The 18991-nt window shown below is 70.2% G+C and carries 18 protein-coding genes and 1 pseudogene; 8 read left to right on the forward strand and 11 right to left on the reverse strand.

Annotation, left to right across the window (positions count from 1 at the left end; all coding sequences use genetic code 11):
• Positions 1-173 precede the first annotated feature (173 nt).
• Positions 174-386: a hypothetical protein gene (locus tag QH270_RS15505; RefSeq protein WP_110040548.1), complete on the reverse strand. Its 213-nt coding sequence runs from the start codon at positions 384-386 to the stop codon at positions 174-176.
• A 152-nt stretch (positions 387-538) separates the two neighbouring features.
• On the opposite strand from QH270_RS15505, the gene coaE reads away from it, so the two are divergent.
• The gene (gene coaE / locus QH270_RS15510; protein ID WP_280342530.1) at positions 539-1744 is read left to right on the forward strand and encodes a dephospho-CoA kinase; all 1206 of its coding nucleotides are present in this window, start codon (positions 539-541) and stop codon (positions 1742-1744) included.
• A gap of 119 nt (positions 1745-1863) precedes the next feature.
• A complete protein-coding gene (locus QH270_RS15515; RefSeq protein ID WP_280342532.1) occupies positions 1864-2295 on the forward strand; it encodes a hypothetical protein in 432 nt (143 codons plus the stop codon).
• A gap of 73 nt (positions 2296-2368) precedes the next feature.
• Here the strand turns inward: QH270_RS15515 and QH270_RS15520 are convergent, their stop codons facing one another.
• Positions 2369-2893: a DUF402 domain-containing protein gene (locus QH270_RS15520; RefSeq protein ID WP_280342535.1), complete on the reverse strand. Its 525-nt coding sequence runs from the start codon at positions 2891-2893 to the stop codon at positions 2369-2371.
• A 179-nt stretch (positions 2894-3072) separates the two neighbouring features.
• On the opposite strand from QH270_RS15520, the gene uvrB reads away from it, so the two are divergent.
• Positions 3073-5253, forward strand: coding sequence for an excinuclease ABC subunit UvrB (uvrB, locus tag QH270_RS15525; protein WP_280342537.1), 2181 nt, complete (start codon positions 3073-3075; stop codon positions 5251-5253).
• Positions 5254-5257: 4 nt separating this feature from the next.
• On the opposite strand, the gene QH270_RS15530 is transcribed toward uvrB, so the two are convergent.
• A complete protein-coding gene (locus QH270_RS15530) occupies positions 5258-5725 on the reverse strand; it encodes a VOC family protein (protein WP_280342539.1) in 468 nt (155 codons plus the stop codon).
• 65 nt (positions 5726-5790) lie between these two features.
• On the opposite strand from QH270_RS15530, the gene QH270_RS15535 reads away from it, so the two are divergent.
• Positions 5791-6624 (forward strand): helix-turn-helix domain-containing protein, encoded by an 834-nt coding sequence (locus QH270_RS15535; RefSeq protein ID WP_280342541.1) that lies wholly within the window; start codon positions 5791-5793, stop codon positions 6622-6624.
• Between the two features lie 263 nt (positions 6625-6887).
• Complete coding sequence (locus QH270_RS15540) at positions 6888-7340, forward strand: universal stress protein (protein WP_280342544.1); 453 nt, start codon at positions 6888-6890, stop codon at positions 7338-7340.
• A gap of 64 nt (positions 7341-7404) precedes the next feature.
• On the opposite strand, the gene QH270_RS15545 is transcribed toward QH270_RS15540, so the two are convergent.
• Both QH270_RS15545 and QH270_RS15550 read right to left on the reverse strand, forming a co-directional pair.
• Positions 7405-7779 carry a cupin domain-containing protein gene (locus QH270_RS15545; RefSeq protein WP_280342546.1) on the reverse strand — a complete coding sequence of 125 codons (375 nt, stop codon included), beginning with the start codon at positions 7777-7779 and terminating at the stop codon, positions 7405-7407.
• 11 nt (positions 7780-7790) lie between these two features.
• The gene (locus QH270_RS15550) at positions 7791-9230 is read right to left on the reverse strand and encodes an MFS transporter (protein WP_280342549.1); all 1440 of its coding nucleotides are present in this window, start codon (positions 9228-9230) and stop codon (positions 7791-7793) included.
• 69 nt (positions 9231-9299) lie between these two features.
• On the opposite strand from QH270_RS15550, the gene QH270_RS15555 reads away from it, so the two are divergent.
• Positions 9300-9965 carry a TetR/AcrR family transcriptional regulator gene (locus tag QH270_RS15555; RefSeq protein ID WP_280342552.1) on the forward strand — a complete coding sequence of 222 codons (666 nt, stop codon included), beginning with the start codon at positions 9300-9302 and terminating at the stop codon, positions 9963-9965.
• 41 nt (positions 9966-10006) lie between these two features.
• Here QH270_RS15555 and QH270_RS15560 read toward each other — a convergent pair whose 3' ends face one another.
• The 3 genes from QH270_RS15560 to QH270_RS15570 are packed head-to-tail and all read right to left on the reverse strand — an operon-like array spanning position 10007 to position 13988.
• The gene (locus tag QH270_RS15560; RefSeq protein WP_280342557.1) at positions 10007-12283 is read right to left on the reverse strand and encodes a HelD family protein; all 2277 of its coding nucleotides are present in this window, start codon (positions 12281-12283) and stop codon (positions 10007-10009) included.
• A gap of 42 nt (positions 12284-12325) precedes the next feature.
• A complete protein-coding gene (locus QH270_RS15565; RefSeq protein WP_280342559.1) occupies positions 12326-12637 on the reverse strand; it encodes an antibiotic biosynthesis monooxygenase family protein in 312 nt (103 codons plus the stop codon).
• Positions 12638-12650: 13 nt separating this feature from the next.
• Positions 12651-13988, reverse strand: a complete 1338-nt coding sequence (locus QH270_RS15570) for a diguanylate cyclase domain-containing protein (RefSeq protein WP_280342562.1) — start codon at positions 13986-13988, stop codon at positions 12651-12653.
• A 90-nt stretch (positions 13989-14078) separates the two neighbouring features.
• On the opposite strand from QH270_RS15570, the gene QH270_RS15575 reads away from it, so the two are divergent.
• Complete coding sequence (locus tag QH270_RS15575) at positions 14079-15224, forward strand: beta-ketoacyl synthase N-terminal-like domain-containing protein (protein ID WP_280342565.1); 1146 nt, start codon at positions 14079-14081, stop codon at positions 15222-15224.
• Between the two features lie 6 nt (positions 15225-15230).
• Here the strand turns inward: QH270_RS15575 and QH270_RS15580 are convergent, their stop codons facing one another.
• Positions 15231-17054, reverse strand: a complete 1824-nt coding sequence (locus tag QH270_RS15580) for a GAF domain-containing sensor histidine kinase (protein WP_280342567.1) — start codon at positions 17052-17054, stop codon at positions 15231-15233.
• Between the two features lie 152 nt (positions 17055-17206).
• Here QH270_RS15580 and QH270_RS15585 point away from each other — a divergent pair, with 152 nt between their 5' ends.
• The gene (locus QH270_RS15585; RefSeq protein ID WP_280342569.1) at positions 17207-17986 is read left to right on the forward strand and encodes a sigma 54 modulation/S30EA ribosomal C-terminal domain-containing protein; all 780 of its coding nucleotides are present in this window, start codon (positions 17207-17209) and stop codon (positions 17984-17986) included.
• Between the two features lie 4 nt (positions 17987-17990).
• Here QH270_RS15585 and QH270_RS15590 read toward each other — a convergent pair whose 3' ends face one another.
• A complete protein-coding gene (locus QH270_RS15590) occupies positions 17991-18623 on the reverse strand; it encodes a response regulator transcription factor (RefSeq protein ID WP_280342572.1) in 633 nt (210 codons plus the stop codon).
• Positions 18624-18864: 241 nt separating this feature from the next.
• Positions 18865-18991: pseudogene (locus tag QH270_RS15595) on the reverse strand (isochorismate synthase); the annotation flags it as partial.

Below are 18991 nucleotides of genomic sequence, written 5' to 3' on the forward strand. Positions count from 1 at the left end.
CCGAGGTGGCCGGCGCCGATGCCGTGGTGTTCGCCGCAGGCGCTGGGCCGGGCAGCGGCCTCGCCCTCTGCGGCCTCGGCATCCCCCCCCCCCCCCCCCCCCCCCCCCCCCCCCCCCCCCCCCCGCCCGCCCCCCCCCCCCCCCCCCCCCCCCCCCCTCGGGTCTGTGCGCGATCAGCTCGCGGCGGCGGGCACCCAGTAGTTGGAGCTCATACTGGGGCGTTTGCGCATCGCGGCGAAGCTGTGTCTGGCGGGGGAGATCAGGGCGGTGAACCACGATCGGCGGTATTCGGCGAGAGTCGCCGCGACAGCGGGGAATTCGACGCAATGCACACCGCCGGGCATGCCCAGGCGGTGGCGAGCCGTCCGGTGGTCTGTGGTGCCCATGATCATCCTTCGGTAGCTGGAGCTGGCCTTCTCGCCTGCGCGAAGGTTAGTCGACGCGACGCGCCGAACCCCGGATTTTGCGTTTCGGCCCCCTGGCGTGTCGGAATGATGCCGTTTCCGGCGCGATCCCCGGCTCTGCGAGACTGGGACCCATGTTGCGGATCGGCCTCACCGGAGGCATGGGAGCGGGTAAATCCACAGTGGCGCGGACCCTGGTCGAGCTCGGGGCGGTGCTGATCGACTCCGACGCGATCGCGCGCGAGGTCGTCGCCCCGGGGACGCCGGGACTGGCCGCGCTGGTCGAGGCGTTCGGCACGGAGATCCTCGCCGACGACGGCAGCCTGAACCGGCCCGCCCTGGCCGCAGTGGCCTTCGCAGACGACGAGTCGCGGGGCAAGCTCAACGCCATCACCCACCCGCTCGTCGGCGCCCGCACCGCCGAGCTGATCGGAGCGGCCCCCGCGGACGCGATTGTGGTGCAAGACATTCCGCTGCTGGTGGAGAACGGCCTCGCGCCGCTCATGCAGCTGGTGCTGGTGGTCGGCGCCGAGGTCGAGACCCGCCTGCGCAGGCTGGTCGAGCACCGTGGCGTCGACGAGGCCGACGCGCGTTCGCGGATCGCCGCGCAGGCCACCGACGACCAGCGTCACGCGGTCGCCGATGTCTGGCTGGACAACAACGGCGCCCCCGAGGTCGTCGAGGCACAGGTGCGCGCGCTGTGGGAGCAGCGCCTCGTGCCGTTCGAACGCAATCAGCGCGAGGGCGTGCGCGCCAGGGCCGACTACCGGCTGGTGCCCGCGGATCCGGAGTGGCCCGCGCAGGCCCGCCGGATCATCGCCCGGCTGCACCTGGTGTGCGGCGCGTCGGCGGTGCGTATCGACCAAGTCGGGTCGACGGCGGTGCCCGGGTTGTCCGCCAAGGACGTCATCGATATCCAGGTGACGGTGGCGGACCTGGCCACGGCCGAATCGCTGGCCGGGTCGCTGGCGGCGGCCGGCTTCCCGCTCGCACCGCACGTGACCCAGGACAACCCGAAGCCGACGCCCGGGGACCCGGCGGGCACCGACGTGGCCCGCTGGGGCAAGCGCCTGCACGGCAACGCCGACCCCGCGCGTCCGGCGAACATCCATCTGCGCGTCCAGGATTCGCCGGGGCAGCGCTTCGCTCTCGACCTGCGCGACTGGCTGCGGGCCGAGGAGTCCGCGCGCCGGGACTACCTGGCCGTCAAGCGCGAGGCCGAACAGGCCGCCGCCGACAAAGCGGGCGAGGCGGCGGCGGAGGCGTACTACGCGGTGAAGGAACCCTGGTTCGACGCGGTGTATCCGGCCGTCACCGAGTGGGCGCGGGCCCGTGCGTAACGAGCGCCGCAACTGTTAAACATCAATGTTTCGGAAACCTGTCGACCGAGGTCACGTGCTGTGTACATTGTGGCGGGTCACCAAGGGGTGACTCGATTCACAGGGAAGTTGTAGCGCGTATGACATCACATCACCGTCAGCTCGGCCGTGCCGGCTTCGGACTCACTGCCTTCGGTGCGGTCGCCGCCACCGTCGTGCTGGCCGCCCCGCAAGCCTCGGCCTGGGTCGGCAATCTCGCTGTCGCCGGCACCGATCACAAGGTGGGCTGCAGTTACAAGCTGACCGCCAGCGTCGAGGTCGACCGCCTCACCTCGGTGAAGTTCACCGACAACGGGGTCGACATCCCCGGCAGCCCGGTCTCGCCGTCGCTGCTGTCGGGCACCGTGAGCATCACCTGGAAGCCGACCACCGCGGGCCAGCACAAGCTCGAGGCTCGTCAGCTGCTGATCAGCGACTCGATCACGGTGACGGTGGGTGAGTCCTCCGCGACCGGCAGCCTGGGCTGCGGCGGCGGTCTGGCGGATCTGTTCCCGAGCCTGTCCGCGGGCTGATCCAGCCGCCCGGAACGACGACCGCCCGGACCGTACGAGGTCCGGGCGGTTTGTTCGTCTCAGCTCGTTCGTCTCAGCGCCACGTGAGGGTCATCCCACGGCTCGCCAACCAGCCCTCGAGCGAGTGGCCGTGGGCCGCCATGCCATCGATCGCGGCGGTCGCGTGCTGGATGGCGGCCTGGCAGGCTGTCGCGTCGAGCAGCCCCTCGACATGCGCGGCCAGCAGTTCGTCCACATCGACGAGCTCGACCTCGCGGCCGGTGCGCACCAGCAGGTCCAGATAGTGGTCGACCGACTTGTACAGCGTGGCGGACTCCCTGGTGAACACGCCGACATCGACGTAGACGTCCTGCCACTGGTCCACGCCCGGGTTGTAGTGGAGTTTCGACGCCCGCAGCGACAGCTCGGGCAGCACCCACGACTCGAGGTAGTGGAAGTTCGCGTGATCGGAGTGGCGGCCCATGTACAGACCCCACGGTTCCTCGCGATAGACCTCCACCGGGCGGACGAATCCCTTGGGGTCGGTGTTCGTCCGCGCCGCGATATCGAAGTACTCGATCTTGGGCGGATGCACGTGCACGGTGGATGCCTGCGTCATGACCGGAAAATCTACCGGCGGCGAGCCACGCGCGTCGGGTCGCGTCGCGTCCAGGTGAGTGTGATGTTCCTGGCGTGCGGCCACCGCCCGACGTCATGGTCGTGCGCGGCAGGCCCGTCGAGGACCGCGGCGACGCCGCTCGTCGTGACTTGTCGGTGGTCGGGCCTAACCTGGTAGGCATGGCATTCGCAACCGAGATCCCGGCGGAAGGGTACGAGGACCGGGGGCACCCCCTGGCCCATTCCGAGCATCGCCCCGTCGGCACCATCGAGCGTGCGGGCGGGCGGTTCGAGGTGGTCAGCGAGCACAAGCCCGCCGGCGACCAGCCCGCCGCCATCGCCGAGCTCGAGCGGCGGATCACCGCGGGCGAGAAGGACGTCGTCCTGCTCGGCGCCACCGGTACCGGTAAGTCGGCGACCACGGCGTGGCTGATCGAGAAGCTGCAGCGGCCGACGCTGGTGATGGCGCCGAACAAGACACTGGCCGCCCAGCTGGCGAACGAATTGCGGGAGATGTTGCCGCACAACGCGGTCGAGTACTTCGTCTCGTACTACGACTACTACCAGCCCGAGGCGTACATCGCCCAGACCGACACCTACATCGAGAAGGACAGCTCGATCAACGACGACGTCGAGCGCCTGCGGCACTCGGCGACCTCGAGCCTGCTCTCGCGCCGCGACGTGGTCGTGGTGGCGTCGGTGTCGTGCATCTACGGCCTCGGCACCCCGCAGTCCTACCTGGACCGTTCGGTGCAGCTCGAGGTGGGGAGCGAGATCGACCGCGACGCGCTGCTGCGCCTGCTCGTCGACGTGCAGTACACCCGCAACGACATGGCGTTCACCCGTGGCTCGTTCCGGGTGCGCGGCGACACCGTCGAGATCATCCCGTCCTACGAGGAGCTCGCGGTCCGCATCGAGTTCTTCGGTGACGAGATCGAGGCGCTCTACTACCTGCACCCGCTCACCGGCGACGTCGTGCGCCAGGTCGACTCGCTGCGCATCTTCCCGGCCACCCACTACGTGGCGGGCCCGGAGCGGATGGAGCGCGCGGTCGCCGATATCGAGGCGGAGCTGGCGACGCGGCTGGCCGAATTGGAGAAGCAGGGCAAACTGCTCGAGGCGCAGCGGCTGCGCATGCGCACCGAATACGACCTGGAGATGATCCGGCAGGTCGGGTTCTGCTCCGGTATCGAGAACTATTCGCGCCACATCGACGGCCGCCCGGCCGGGTCGGCGCCCGCGACGCTGCTGGACTACTTCCCCGACGACTTCCTGCTCGTCATCGACGAGTCGCACGTCACCGTGCCGCAGATCGGCGGCATGTTCGAGGGCGACATGTCCCGCAAGCGCAACCTGGTCGAGTTCGGGTTCCGGCTGCCGTCCGCGGTCGACAACCGCCCGCTGACCTGGGAGGAGTTCGCCGACCGGATCGGCCAGGCGGTGTACCTGTCGGCGACGCCGGGCCCGTACGAACTCGGTCAGGTCGGCGGTGAGGTCGTCGAGCAGGTCATCCGCCCGACCGGCCTGGTCGACCCCCAGGTCGTGGTGAAGCCGACCAAGGGCCAGATCGACGACCTGGTCCACGAGATCCGCCAGCGCACCGAGCGCGACGAACGCGTCCTGGTCACCACCCTGACCAAGAAGATGGCCGAGGACCTCACCGACTATCTGCTCGGGCTCGGCGTGCGGGTGCGGTACCTGCACTCCGAGATCGATACCCTGCGCCGCGTCGAACTGCTGCGGCAGCTACGGCTGGGCGAATACGACGTGCTGGTCGGCATCAACCTGCTGCGCGAGGGTCTCGACCTGCCCGAGGTGTCGCTGGTGGCGATTCTCGACGCCGACAAGGAGGGGTTCCTGCGGTCGAGCACGAGCCTCATCCAGACGATCGGTCGCGCGGCCCGCAACGTGTCCGGTGAGGTGCACATGTACGCCGACAAGATCACCGACTCGATGCGGCACGCGATCGACGAGACCGACCGCCGCCGGGCCAAACAGGTCGCCTACAACGAGGCCAACGGCATCGACCCGCAGCCGCTGCGCAAGAAGATCGCCGACATCCTCGACCAGGTGTATCAGGAGGCCGACGACGAAGTGGCCGTCGGTGGCTCCGGCCGCAACGTCAGCCGGGGCAGGCGCGCCCAGGGCGAGCCGGGCCGTGCGGTGAGCGCGGGCATCTACGCCGAACGCGACGTGAAGTCGATGCCGCGCGCCGAGCTGGCCGACCTGGTCGCCTCGCTCACCGAACAGATGATGAACGCGGCGCGCGAGCTCCAGTTCGAGCTCGCGGGCCGCCTCCGTGACGAGATCGCCGACCTGAAGAAGGAACTCCGCGGCATGGACGCCGCGGGGCTGAGCTAGGCCGTCAGCCTTGCTCGGCCATCCAGGCGGCGATCCTGCGGTCGGCTTCCTCGCGCGACATCTCCTCGAGCCGGGTGATCACCGCCCAGCGGTGGCCGAACGGGTCGATGACCACGCCGAAGCGCTCGCCGTTGACGAACGTCTGCGGCTCCTCGGCGCTGCGGGCACCCTCGGCGATCGCCCGTGCGATGACGGCGTCGACATCGGGGCAGTAGTGCACGATCGAGGTGTGCACCCAGTCCTCGGGGGCGCGAACGTTGTTGTCGGGGATGGGCATTCCGAGCTGAACGGTCGAGTCGCCGATCAGCAGCTCGGCGTGCGCGGGCTGCCCGTCGGGCCGATCGGCGCGGCTGAGCAGCTTCGCGCCGAAGACTTCGGTATAGAAGTCGATGGCCGCGTTGCCGTCCGGCACGGCGAGGAAGCAGCTGATGGAGTGGTAGCCCTCCGGGATGGGCGAGACGGGATTGGTCATGGATTCGATCTTCGTCGGCACCGTGATCCGGGTCTTGTAAGAACGCGACAGATCGGATGCCCGTGGTGACCGCGCCGGAGCTCGGCGACATGAAGGGCATCCTGCACCCCGGTGAGCAAGCCCGGCACCGGTCGCTGGACCGGCTCGCCGTGGGTCCGGCGCTGTCGGAATTCGCCGACCGGTACTGGGTGGTGCGCTGGGATCTGCGGGGCAAGCCCGCGTACCGCGCCGAGGTGCTGTCGTTCCCGTGCGTCAACGTGACCTTCGAGCGCACCCACACCCGCACCGGCGGCTTCGTCAACGGCGTGTGCACGACCAAGTACGTGCGGGAGCTGGCGGGGGAGGGCGAGACCTTCGGCATCCGGTTCCGCCCGGGCGGCTTCGGCGCGTTCACCGGCACCGATGTCGGTGCCCTGCGCGATGATTCGGCCCCGCTCGCCGACGTGCTGCCCGAGGCGGCCGGCTTGGCCGAACGGGTCCTCGCGGAGTCGAGTGACCTGCGCAGGCGCGCGATCGTCGAGGAGTTCTTCGCCGGTCGCGATCGTGGCGCTGATCCGCGGTTCGCGCAGGTGTCACGGATCGTGGCGGCGATGGCGTCGGACCCCGAGCTCACCCGGGTCGACCAGGTGACCGAGCGGTTCGCCGTTCCGGTGCGGAGTCTGCAGCGATTGTTCCGCCGCTATGTCGGTGCCGGACCGAAGTGGGTGCTGTGCCGGTTCCGTCTGCAGGATGCCGCCGATCTGCTCGCGCGGGGCGAGCGTGTCGATCTCGCGGAACTCGCCGCCAGGCTCGGCTATTTCGATCAGGCGCATTTCAGTCGGGAGTTCGCGTCGGAGATCGGCATGTCGCCGACCGAATACGCGCGGTCGACCGCAACCGACGGAGGTGCGTCGATGTGATGGAAGTCCTACTCGCGCAGCGATGTTGATTGTGTTGTGATAGACCACAGTTTTTGTGATCCGCCGTTCGATCTCCGCAGGTGGATTCGCCGGTGCTCGCGAACAGCACCCGCACCGGCGAATACCAGCGCGAACACTCACTGTGTGATCTGTCGCGATTTCTGATAAATCGGCCTGTTTTGGCGTTAGGGTCGACCCAATTGCCGCGCTGACGCTCGATTCCCGGGTCGTTCATCGTCGGCACCGACCAAGTTGGAGGAGAGATGACCGCCTACCGGACCATTGTCGTCGGTACTGATGGCTCGGATTCGTCGTACGTCGCGGTGGAGAAGGCCGCGGCGCTCGCTGCCGACGCGGACGCGACTCTCGTGCTGGCCTGCGCGTACTTCCCGACCGATGATCGCGATGTCGCCGCCGCGGCCGATGTGCTCAAGGACGAGGCGTACCAGGTGCGCGGCTCCGCGCCGACCAACGAGATCCTGCATGTCGCACGGGAGAAGGCCGTGGCCGCCGGTGCGAAGAACATCACCGAGCGCGCGATCGTCGGCGAGCCGGTGGATTCGCTGCTCGACCTCGTCAACGACACGAAGGCCGACCTGCTGGTCGTCGGTAACCGGGGCCTGAACACCCTCACCGGCCGCCTGCTCGGTTCCGTCCCCTCGGATGTGGCCCGCAAGTCGCGCTCGGACGTGCTCATCGTGCACACCGTCCGCTAGCACAGCGAACACCGACTTCGAGGGCGCCGCGCGACGCGGCGCCCTCGAGTCGTCTATCGGCAGGTCAGACCGGCTGCTGCCGGGTGGCGTCGCGCAAGCCGATCGACATGAGGTCGGCGGGTTCGTCGAGTTCGATCCGGTGCCAGCGGCCGCGCGGAACCACCCACGCGGTGCCCGCGCTCAGCGCGACGACATCGTCCGGCTCTCCGGGGGTGTCCGATCGCAGGTACAGCCGCAGCGAACCGCGCAGGCAGCACACCGCCTCATCACCGGTCGGATGCATCTCCCAGTGGTCGGCGTGCACATCGGCGTCGGTCTCGGCGTGGAAGGCGGCCAGCTGCCAGCCGCCGGAGCCGTCTGCCATCCGCCGTTCGCCGGCGGAGACGGCGCCGCCGGGCTGAAATCGCAGGGCTCGGTCGAACAGATCGATCGGGGTCATCGGTATTCCTTTCACTGTGCTGCCGCGGGAAGGTCCTCGCGGACAAGGGGTTCGGTGGGTTCGGGTCGTGCGCCGGGCAGGACGACCGCGGCGACCACCGCGGCGGCGGCGAACAGCAGTGCCGCGACGGCCAGGGCGAAGGCGTAGCCGTCGTTGAGGGCGGCCGGGTCGGTGCCGGCGCCGGTGCGGGACGCGGCCAGGGTCGCCAGGGTGGCCACGCCGATGCTGCCGCCGAGCTGACGGGCGCTGTTGAACACGCCCGAGGCCATCCCGGCGTCAACGGGCACGACGCCGGTGACGGCGGCCGCGGCGACCGGAGCGAGGCACAGACCGAGTCCGAACCCGCCGACGAGCGAGGGGCCGAGCACATCGGCGACGACGCTGCCGTCGGGACTGATCAGCGCGAACCAGCCGATGCCCGCGGTGGTGAGCACCGCGCCGGCGATGAGCAGCGGCCGCGGGGAGCGGTGCGCGCCGAGCCGCGTCGCGACGAGCGTTCCGGCGATCACGCACAGCGAGAACGGCAGGAACGCCGCGCCCGCCGCGCCGGCGCCCAGGTGCAGCACGCGCTGCAGGTAGAGCGATACCAGGTAGAACGCGGAGAACTGTCCCGCCGCGGCGAACAGGACGAACAGGTTGCCGCCGAGCACCCATCGATTACCGAACAGGCCGAGGCGCAGCAACGGATTCCGCGCACGCCGCTCGATGATCACGAAGGCCGCCAGCAGCACCGCCGCCGCGGCCAGGGTCGTGCCGGTCTCCGCGGAGAACCAGCCGAGGTGATCGGTCCGGATCACGCCGGTCACGAGGAGCCCGATGCCGCCGGTCGCGGCGACCGCGCCGAGGACATCGAGCCGATCCGGGCTCGATGACGGTCGGTCCGCGGGCACACCGGCGGCGGTCGCCAGCAGCGCGACCACGACGATCGGGATGTTGACCAGCATCACCCAGCGCCAGTCCGCGTACTCGGTGAGCAGACCGCCGACGAGCACGCCCAGCGCGCCGCCCGCGGCGTTGACCCCGCCCCACACTCCCAGCGCCCGGACGCGCGCGGGACCTTCCGGAAACGTCGTGGTGAGGGTGGCCAGCGCGGCGGGCGCGACCGCGGCCGCGGCGATGCCCTGGGCGGCGCGCGCGGCGACCAGCTGCCAGGGCGCCTGGGCCAGTCCACCCGCGAGCGAGGCGAGTCCGAAGACCACCAACCCGGCCGTGAACAACCTGCGCCTGCCGTACAGATCGCAGGCCTTGCCGCCGAGGAGCAGGAAGCCGCCGAAGGTCAGCGCGTAGATGTGCACGACCCAGGCCAGGTCGAGCGGGGCGAAGCCGAGGGCATGACCGATCGAGGGGAGCGCGACGTTCACGACCGCCATATCCAGCGCGACCATGAACTGGGCGACGGCGACGGCGGTCAGAGCGGCGCCGGGGCGAGGCGGTGACGAGTTTTTATACATGTATAAAAACTAACCGCGCGGCGGGCCCGTGTCCAGACCGCCGGCGACCGATGCGGTAAAGATGGATTCATGCCCACCTCGTCATCGCCCTCGGCTCGTACCGGCAGGCCCGCGCGGATCTCGCGGGCGGACATCGTGGCGGCCGCCCACGGCGTGATCGACACCGACGGTGTCGACAAGCTGACGATGCGCAGGCTGGCCACCGAGCTCGGCTGCACGCCGATGGCGCTGTACCACCACGTCCGGGACAAGGACGCGCTGCTGCGACTGCTCCTCGACGACTACGCCGACCAGGTCGAATGGCCGGACCTGCCCGACGAACCCCGGCAGCGGATCCTGGTGGCCGCCACGGCGATGCACGACGTGCTCGCGGCCCGGCCGTGGGTGGTCGAAGTGCTCGTCGACGGCGATCTGCTCGGCCGCTCGGCCCTGTGGTTCCCGGAGACCATCATCGATGCCGCCGTCGCGGCGGGCCTGCCGCTCGACCGCGCGGTCGACGTCTACCGCGCGGTCTGGCACTACACGGCGGGTGAGTTGATCATCACCGCCCGCTCCGCCCGGCGCGCGGCGCACGGGCCGACGTATCGCGCCGAGGTGTTCGCGAACCTGGACGCCGAGACCACCCCGCGTCTGGCCGAAATCGGTTCCCGCTGGACGGAATTCGATGCCAGGGGCACCTACGCCGCCGGGCTGGCGGCACTCGTCGACGGGTTGCTGTCCGCCGCGGTGTCATGACCTGAGAGGGCGGGCACGGCCACCGGCGGCACTGCTCGCCGCTAGCGCGTGGCAGCCTGTGCCAGGGCGGAGAGCACCTCGGGCAGGTCCTCGGTGTGCACCACCGACAGCCGCTGGGTCGCGCGGGTCAGCGCGACGTACAGGTCGTTGAGGCCGCGCGGCGATTCGGTGAGAATCGCCCGCGGCTCCACCAGATACACGCGGTCGAATTCGAGGCCCTTGGCGTCGTGCACGGTGAGGACCTGCACGGATTCGCCCGCCAGCGAGGACAATTCGGCGATCAGGGCGGCGGGGGCGAGGACCGCGCTGGTGCCGGGTCCGTGTTCGGATTCCAGCAGCCGTGCGAGCTCGCCGGTCACCTCCTCCGGTCGGACCCGGTACGCGCGGGGCGGATGACCGGAGTCGCGCACCGAGCGCGGCACCTGGACGCCGGGGTCGATCGCGGCGAGCACGTCGGCGGCGACGGCCATGATCTCCGCGGGCGTGCGGTAGTTCACGGTGAGCTCGGTGAGCTTCCAGCGTTGCGCCACATACGGTTCCAGCACCCGCTGCCACGACGACGCGCCCGCCGGGTCACCGGTCTGCGCGACATCGCCGACGACGGTGATCCAGCGGTTCGGGATGCGCCGCATCACCATCCGCCACGCCATGGCCGACAGTTCCTGCGCCTCGTCGACGATCACGTGCCCGTAGGTCCAGGTGCGATCGCCCGCGGCGCGTTCGGCGGTGGTCTGGCGGTTGCCGAACTCCTGGCGCTGGGCCAGCTGGGAGGCGTCGATCAGGTCGTAGGCCATGAGGATCTCGGGGTCGAGTTCGTCCTCGATGTCCTGCGGCGCCGAGCCGGTGAGGATGTCGAGCGCGTCCTGGGCCTCGGCCAGCTGGGCCCGCCAGCGGCGGCGGGCGCGTTCGCGCTCCTCGGTGTCGTCGACGCCGAGCAGTTCGGCCAGCTCGTCGAGCAGGGGCGCGTCGGCCGCGCCGAAGGTGCCGTCGTCGGAGCGCACCAGTTCGGCGCGGTCCTCGGGGCTCAGCGTCTTCGCGGCGCGGTCGAGCCGGGCCGGATCGGCGAGCAGGTCGGCCAGCACCTCCTGCGGGGACAGGATCGGCCACAGTGCGCTGATCGCGGCCTGCACCTGCGGGTCGGCGCGCATCTCGTCGCCGATCTCGCTGAGGTCGGCGGAGCTGAGCAGGCTGGTCCCGCCGGACAGGTCGGCGCCCATGGTCGCCGCGAGCTGATCGGTGAGCGCGTCGATCACCGAGGACGCGAAGATCGGCCGGGCCAGGTTGTGCGGGCGGCGCGAGGAACGGGCCCGGCCGCGCGCCTTGGTCGCGATCTTGCGGTCCAGGGTCACCGGGTAGCCGTCGAAGGTGAGCCGGACCGGCTGCGCCGGGACTTCCTGCCGGTCGCGGACCGCCTGCTTGAGTACCTCGAGCATGTCGAGCGAGCCCTTGATCTCGCCGGCGCGCAGCGAGTCCTCACGCACCGCCTTCACGCCCGGGTACAGGTCGCCGATGGTGGACAGCAGCACGCCGGTCTCACCGAGCGAGGGCAGCACCTGCCCGATGTAGTCGAGGAAGGTGGCGTTCGGGCCGATGATCAGCACGCCGCTCTTGGCCAGCTGCTGCCGGTAGGTGTAGAGCAGGTAGGCGGCGCGGTGCAGGGCGACCGCGGTCTTGCCGGTGCCGGGACCGCCCTGCACGACCAGCACGCTCTTGTGCTCGGACCGGATGATCGCGTCCTGCTCGGACTGGATCGTCTCCACGATGTCGTTCATGTGCCCGGTGCGGGCGGCGTTGAGCGCCGAGAGCAGCGCGCTCTCGCCGCCGACGCCGTCGTCGGTGCCCACCACCCCGTCGCGTTCGGCGGCGGCCAGATCCAGGTACTCGTCGTTGATCGCGGTCACCGCGCGATTGCGCGAGCGGATGTGGCGGCGCCGGACCACGTCCTCGGGGTTGGCGGTGGTGGCCAGGTAGAAGGGCCTGGCCAGCGGCGCGCGCCAGTCCAGCAGCAGCGGCTCGTAGTCGTTGTCCTCGTCGAGGATGCCGAGCCTGCCGATGTAGCGGACCTCGGACTCGCCGCCGTTCAGATCGATCCGGCCGAAGCACAGGCCGTGCTCGGCGGCATCGTATTTCGCCAGGTCCTCGCTGTACAGCGCGGTGAACGACTCGCGTTCGCTGCGTGCCTGCGGCGTGCCGCCGGTCTCCAGCAACACAGTCTTGAGCCGGTTCTGCGCGTAGTCGCGCATGCCGTCGAGCCGGGTGTAGAGCACCGAGAGGTACTGCTGTTCCGCGGCGCGATCATCGGCGAGGCGGTCGGGCAAAACAGGACTCCTTTGTCACCGGCGAGAACAGAGTTGTCGAGTCTACTCGGACACGACATCGTCGCCGACGATCGGCGCGAAGTGGTCGACCTGGGGAATCGGGTCGTAGAAGTGGTGCAACAGCCCGCGCCAGCGCTGGTATTCCGGCGACCCGCGGAAACCCTCGGTGTGGTCGGTCAGGGCGTCCCAGCGCACCAGCAGCAGGTAGTCCTGCGGGCGCTCGATGCCCTTGGACAGCGACAACCCACGGAATCCGGGCATCGACGCGATGAGTGGGTAGGCCTCGGCGAAGGCGGCCTCGAAGGCGTCGGTGAGTCCTGGGCGAACGGGCAGCATCGCGTGTTCGACGATCACGCCGATCAGTCTGTCAGGACGCGTGGGTGTTGTTCGAGCGTCGATTCTGACCGAGACCGAGGTCACGATGGCCCGCGGGCTTGTCGCGGTACATCGCCAGGTCGGCGTCGTGCAGGACGGCCTCCGGGGTGCGGTGTTCGTGCGGGCCCAGTTCGGTGATGCCGAGGGAAGCGCTCACCTCCAGGCGGTGACCACGCGCGATGATGGGTTCGCCGATCGTCGCGCGCAGCCGATCGATCAGCGCGGGCAGGTCGGCACGCTGGGGATGGCCGGCCAGCAGGATCAGGAATTCGTCGCCGCCCAGGCGCCCGACCAGGTCCTCGGCGCGCAGAGCGCGCTGGAGGCGCTGCGCCACGATCTGCAGCACGGTGTCACCGATGGCGTGGCCGAGGGTGTCGTTGATCGCCTTGAACCCGTCGAGGTCGAGGAACAACACCGTGGTCACCGTGTCGCCGCCGTCGTCGTCGAGCGCGGTCGCGAGCTGCGACAGGATCAGCGAACGGTTGGCGAGCCCGGTCAGCGCGTCGTGGGTGGCCTGGTATTCGAGCTGGCGGCGACTCTCCCGGAACGCGGTGATGTCGGCGAAGGACGACACCCCGGAGGAATCGGGGCAGTCGGGGTTGAGCAGCCGGCAGTTGCACGACAACCACACCTGCTGCCCGTCGGTGCGTTCCACGCCGAAGACGAAATGGGTGACCGGCTCGCCGGTGGCCAGGGTGTGGGCCATCGGATGCCGGGTCGTCGGCAGTGGCTGTCCGTTGCGGTCGATCATCGTGGCGGGCAATTCGTCGATGCTGAGCCCGACCACCGGTGTGGTGTCGTCGAGTCCGAGAATCCGTTTTCCCGCCGGGTTGATCGACTCGATCCTGCCCTTCCGGTCGACGACGAGCACGCCCTCCTCGAGCTGTGACACCACGGTGGTGAAGTGCGCCTCGGCTCGCCGCGCCGCGGCCTCGGCGGCGCGCTGCGCGGTCAGGTCGTGCACCACCACCTGGTAGGCGAGTTCCTCCTGCCACGCGGTGAGCACCGAGACGGTCTGCACCGGTACCGTGCGGCCGTCGACGCGCACCAGATCCATCTCGGTCGGCGGCGACGCGGCACCCTCGGCGGTCAGCTGGGCGATGCGGTCGAGCATCGCGGGCACCGAATCGCGATGCACGAAGGTCGTGATGGACAGCCCGAGAAGGTCGGCGGGCGAATGCGCGCCGAGCAGCCGCACCATCGCCGGGTTGACATAGACGATGGTGCCCGCCTCGTGCACGCAGATCGCGTCCGGCATGTGCTCGACCAGCGAGCGATAACGCTGCGCGAGTTGCTCAGCGTTTGCCGTCTCGGCGTGCGCTTCCGCCATGCGTTACCCCCGATCTCGACGTGGTCCGACAGTGAACAGGACTAATGTGGAGACGTGCTTCCCAGCGGCATGAACTACCCCCTCGATTCTATGTCCATCGCCGGGCTCGGTGTCGTCTCCGGTTACGGGTGGGGCCGCGAGCGGCTCTGGCAGGGGATAACCGGCGGGAAACCAGCCGCCGGTTTGTACCCCGGTTACGGCCCCGGACGCGATGAGCACGCCTGGGTCGGCCGCATCCCCGACAGCCCGGAGCTCGCCGACAACGCCGGACTGTTCGGGCGCGCCGTGCGCGCGGCCGCCGTCGAGGCGATCGCCGACGCCGAGGCTCGCGGCTGGCGCCGGGACGGTCGCACGGTGGGCCTGGTCCACGCGGTCACCCTCGGCGATGTCGCCGATTGGCGTGACTTCTATCTCGTCGACGGTGGCCATCGACGATCCCGCGACTATCTGCGCCTGCTGCCCTCGACCCCGATCTCGGTCGTGATGCAGGAATTCGGCTTCCACGGCCCGGCGATGAACGTCTCGGCGGCGTGCAGCTCGGGCGCCGTCGCCCTGCTCACCGCGCAGCTGTGGCGGGCCGCGGGCCTGGTCGACGACGTCCTGTGCGTCACCACCGACATCTCGGCGACGCCGGAAATGCTCGAACACTTCGTCGGCATGGGCGCCGCCGTCGCGCACCTCGACCCGTTCACCGCGTGCAGGCCCTTCCAGACGGACACACACGGGTTCGTCATGGCCGAGGCGTCGGTGGCGTTCCTGCTCACCGACGCGGCCGACGCGCCGTACGCCCGGGTGCGGGGCGGCGCGATGACCAACGACGCCTACCACGTGGTCTCGGTCGACCCCGACCACACCCAGATCATCGCCTGCGCGCGGAGGGCGCTCACGGCCGCCGGGATCGACGCCGGCGAGGTGGCCTATGTCAACGCGCACGGCACCGGCACCCGCCAGTGCGACGCCGCCGAGCGCGACGTGCTCACCACCGTTTTCGCCGATCGTCCCACCGTCACCGCGCTCAAGCCGCTCACCGGGCACTGCCAGGGCGCGGCCGCGGCGGTGGAGGTGGCCGCGATCGCCCTGTCCTATGAGCGCGGTCTGGCGGTGTCGGCGCCGATCGTGGCGCCCGCGCATCCGCGACTGCTCGACGGCACGGCGCCGCTGACCGGCGGTCTCACCGTGAAACTGTCGATGGGAATGGGCGGCAACAACGCCGCGGTCGTGCTCGGCCCGGCCTGAGCGCGGTCAGTCCTCGCCGGCCTCCGGACCCCCGGCGAGTTCGTAGCCGTCGGTGGTCGGCGCGTCCTGGGGCAGCGGGACCGCCCAGCGCAGCCGGGTGCCCGGCATGTCCGGGTGATTGCCGTCGGCGTCCGGTCGCTGCGCGGGCCCGATCTCGAAGTGCCCGCCCGCCTCCTGCGCGCGCTGCTCGAGATTGCGCAGCCCGCTGCGGATCACGTGATTGGGGATGCCCCAGCCGTTGTCGGTGACCGCGATGGTCAGATCGTCGGCCACTTCGATGACGATCGCGACCGTGTCGGCCCCGGAGTGGCGGACCGCGTTGCTCACCGCCTCGCGCACCACCGCTTCGGCGTGGTCGGCCAGCTGCGGATCGAGCACCGACAGCGGCCCCGACACCTGGATCGTGGCGCGCAGGGCGATGTCGGCGGTCTGGCGCCGGATCGCCAGCTCGAGTCGCTGCTGCAAGCCCGCGCTGTGTTCGGGTCCGCTGGCGTGCAGGTCGAAGATGGAGGTGCGGATCTCCTGCACCACCTCCTGCAGGTCCATGATCACCGTCGAGAGTCGTTGCCGCACTTCGGGAACCACGGCCTTGGGCATGGTGGCCTGCACGGTGAGCCCGATCGCGAACAGGCGCTGGATCACGTGGTCGTGCAGGTCGCGGGCGATGCGGTCGCGGTCGGCGACGATGTCGAGTTCGCGCATCCGGCGTTGCGCGTCGGCCAGCCGCACCGCCAGCGCGGCCTGATCGCAGAAGGCCGCGGTCAACTCGAGCATCTCGTCGGAGTACGGCGCGAAGCCGGGCGGACGGATGGTCACCAGCACACCGAGGGTGGCGTCGGGGGTGCACAGCGGCAGTACGAGAGCCGGTCCGGCGCCCGGTGATTCGGCGCCGGCGAACTCGACGCCGAGGGTCGCGGTCGACACGTCGTCGAAGCGCAGGGGAGTGCGCCTGCTGAACGCGTCGCCGAGGGCGGTGCCCGCGATGGGCACCGTCTGCCAGTCCTGCCCCGCGTCGGGGCCGGTCCACTGGGTGATCACCAGTTCCGAGATCCCGGCCGGTGATTCGTCCGGGACCGGCACCGAGGCCAGGAACGCCTGATGCGAGCCGGTGAGTCCGCGCGCGTGGTCGACCACGTGGGCCAGTACCCGGTCCGATTCGGTGCCCGCCAGGAATTCGGTGGCGATGTCGCGGGTCGCCTCGATCCAGGCCTGCCTGGTGCGCGCCTGTTCGTAGAGGCGCGCGTTGTCGACGGCGATCCCGGCCGCGGCGGCGAGGGCGAGGACGAGGACCTCGTCCTCCTCGGTGAAGGGCTGCCCGTCGGACTTCTCGGTGAGGTACAGGCTGCCGAAGACCTTGTCCCGGATCCGCACCGGCACACCGAGAAACGTGTGCATCGGCGGGTGACCCGCCGGGAAACCGACCGAGGACACGTGTTCGGTGAGATCGTCGAGGCGCAACGGCGCCTTCTGCGCGAACACCGCGCCGAGCACGCCGTGGCCCGCGGGTAATCGCTCGATGCGATCCCGGATGTGTTCGGGCATGCCCTCGTCGATGAACTGCGCGACCTGCTGACCGTGCCCGCGCACCGCCAGCGCGCCGTAGCGGGCGTCGACCAGGTTCATCGCGGTCCGCACGATCGTGCGCAGGGTGTCGTCGAGGTCGAGGCCCGCGGTGACCGTGAGCATGGCCTCCACGAGGCCGTCCATCCGGTCGCGCGAGCCGATCATCACCTCGACGCGGTCGGCCACTTCGCCGAGCAGGGCGCGTAAGCGCTGTTGCGAGGCGGTCCGGCCCACCGAATAGCGGCCACCCCGACCGTCATTCGTCATCGCCGTCATCCCCTCGCCGCGCCGCCCCACCGTCCTCGCAGAGTCTAGTCCGCGCCCCGGTCCGCTGTTCGGTGACTTTCGGCCCTTCACGCGCGGGAAGGGGAGTGGTGGCATAGGGCACCGGGAAAAGGGATCGAGAAGTGGGGCAAGAGATGAATTCGTTGTCGACTACCCAGCACTGGACGACCGCCGCGGACCCGGAGCTCGCGGTGACCACCCGCGGCGAGGTACCACCCCAGGACGTGACCAGGGCGGTCCGCGCCATCACCCGCGTGATGCGCAGGCACCATCTCGACAGCCCGGCCAGGGTGCGCGTCACCGCGCCGCAGGGCTCCGACGAGCCGACGCTCGTGCAGGCCAACATCAGGACCAACGACACCCTGACCCGGGTGCAGGTCACCGGGCCCGGCGGCTTCGCCGTCACCTTCGCGGCCGAGCGGCTCGACCGTCAGCTGGCCCGGCGCGCCGGGAAGGAGACGCGCGGCGCCTGGCCCGACCCGGCCCGCCGCCCGCTGGCCGAGGTCACCGAGACCCGTCCGATCATCCGCCGCAAGGACTGCGCCCTGATGACGGGCACGCCGCTGGAGGCGAGCACGGTCCTCGACGCCATGGACTACGACGCCTACCTGTTCACCGACGCCCAGACCGGCGAGGACGCGATCGTCACCTGGGCCGATCCGCACGGTGTGAGCCTGGCCAGGCAGCGCCACACCGCCGCCGCGGGCACCGCGGTCGAGCTGCCGCTCACCGTCAGCGCGATGCCGGTGCGCGTGGTCCAGGACGCCGCCCCCGTCTACGCCGAGGACGAGGCCTCCGATGTGCTGTGCACCGCGGGCCTGCCCTATCTGTTCTTCACCGACGTCCACACCGGACGCGGCAACCTGCTCTACCGTCGCTACGACGGTGACCTGACCATCGTGGTCCCGGCCTGAGTCCTCACGGTTCGCGCAGCTTGGTCGCCAGCACGGCGGCCTGGGTGCGCCGTTCCACCCCGAGCTTGGCCAGCAGCCGGGAGACGTAGTTCTTCACCGTCTTCTCGGCCAGGAACATCCTGGCCGCGATCTGCCGATTGGTGAGTCCCTCGCCCAGTAACTCCAGCAGTCGGCGTTCCTGGTCGGTGAGCCCGGCCAGCGCGCCCGAGGGCTCGGTGCTGCGGCGCAGCCGGGCCCGCAGCGCGTCGGCGGCGCGGGTGTCGAGCAGCGAGTGCCCGGCGCCGACCTGCTTGATCGCGTCGGCGAGCTTCATGCCGTCGATGTTCTTCACCACATAACCGCTGGCGCCGGCGAGGATGGCGTCGAGCATGGCGTGCTCATCGGAGAACGAGGTGAGGATCAGGCAGTGCAGGTCCTCGAACTCGGCCAGCAGGTTGCGGCACAGTTCGATGCCGTTGCCGTCGGGCAGGCGCACGTCCAGGACCGCGACGTCGGGCCTGGCCTCGCGAATGCGCACCATCGCCTCGGCGACGCCGCCCGCCTGACCGATCACCCTGAGTTCTGGATCACCTTCGAGCAAGTCGATCAGGCCGCGCCGGACGATCTCGTGGTCGTCGACCAGGAACACCTCGAGCACTTCGGCTCCTTCATCATGTCGATCGTTCCCGCCCCACGGTCAAACATAATCCGCGCACCGAAAGAGCGTGCGCAGACCGGAAACCCGACCACGACGACCCGACCCCGATGAGGGTCCCGCCGTCGACCGACAACAGCGAGAGCACCTCGTCACCGCCGTGATGGGCAGCGCCGCCTGCACCCGGCGCAGCGTACGCCGCGCGGCGACGACCGAGTTCACGCGCGGATCGTCGCCGTCGACGCGCCGCCGGACGCCACGGACCAGCGGTGTGCAGCGCCGACTCGGGTTGCCACAGCGCGGCGGGTTCGCCGGGGTCGAACGGCAGTGCGCCGACGATCAGCTTCCGCCCGACCTCCGGCCCCGTCGGC

Origin of the sequence: Nocardia neocaledoniensis (assembly GCF_029868625.1) — a bacterium.
In the GTDB taxonomy this organism is placed as follows: Bacteria; Actinomycetota; Actinomycetes; order Mycobacteriales; family Mycobacteriaceae; genus Nocardia; species Nocardia neocaledoniensis_A.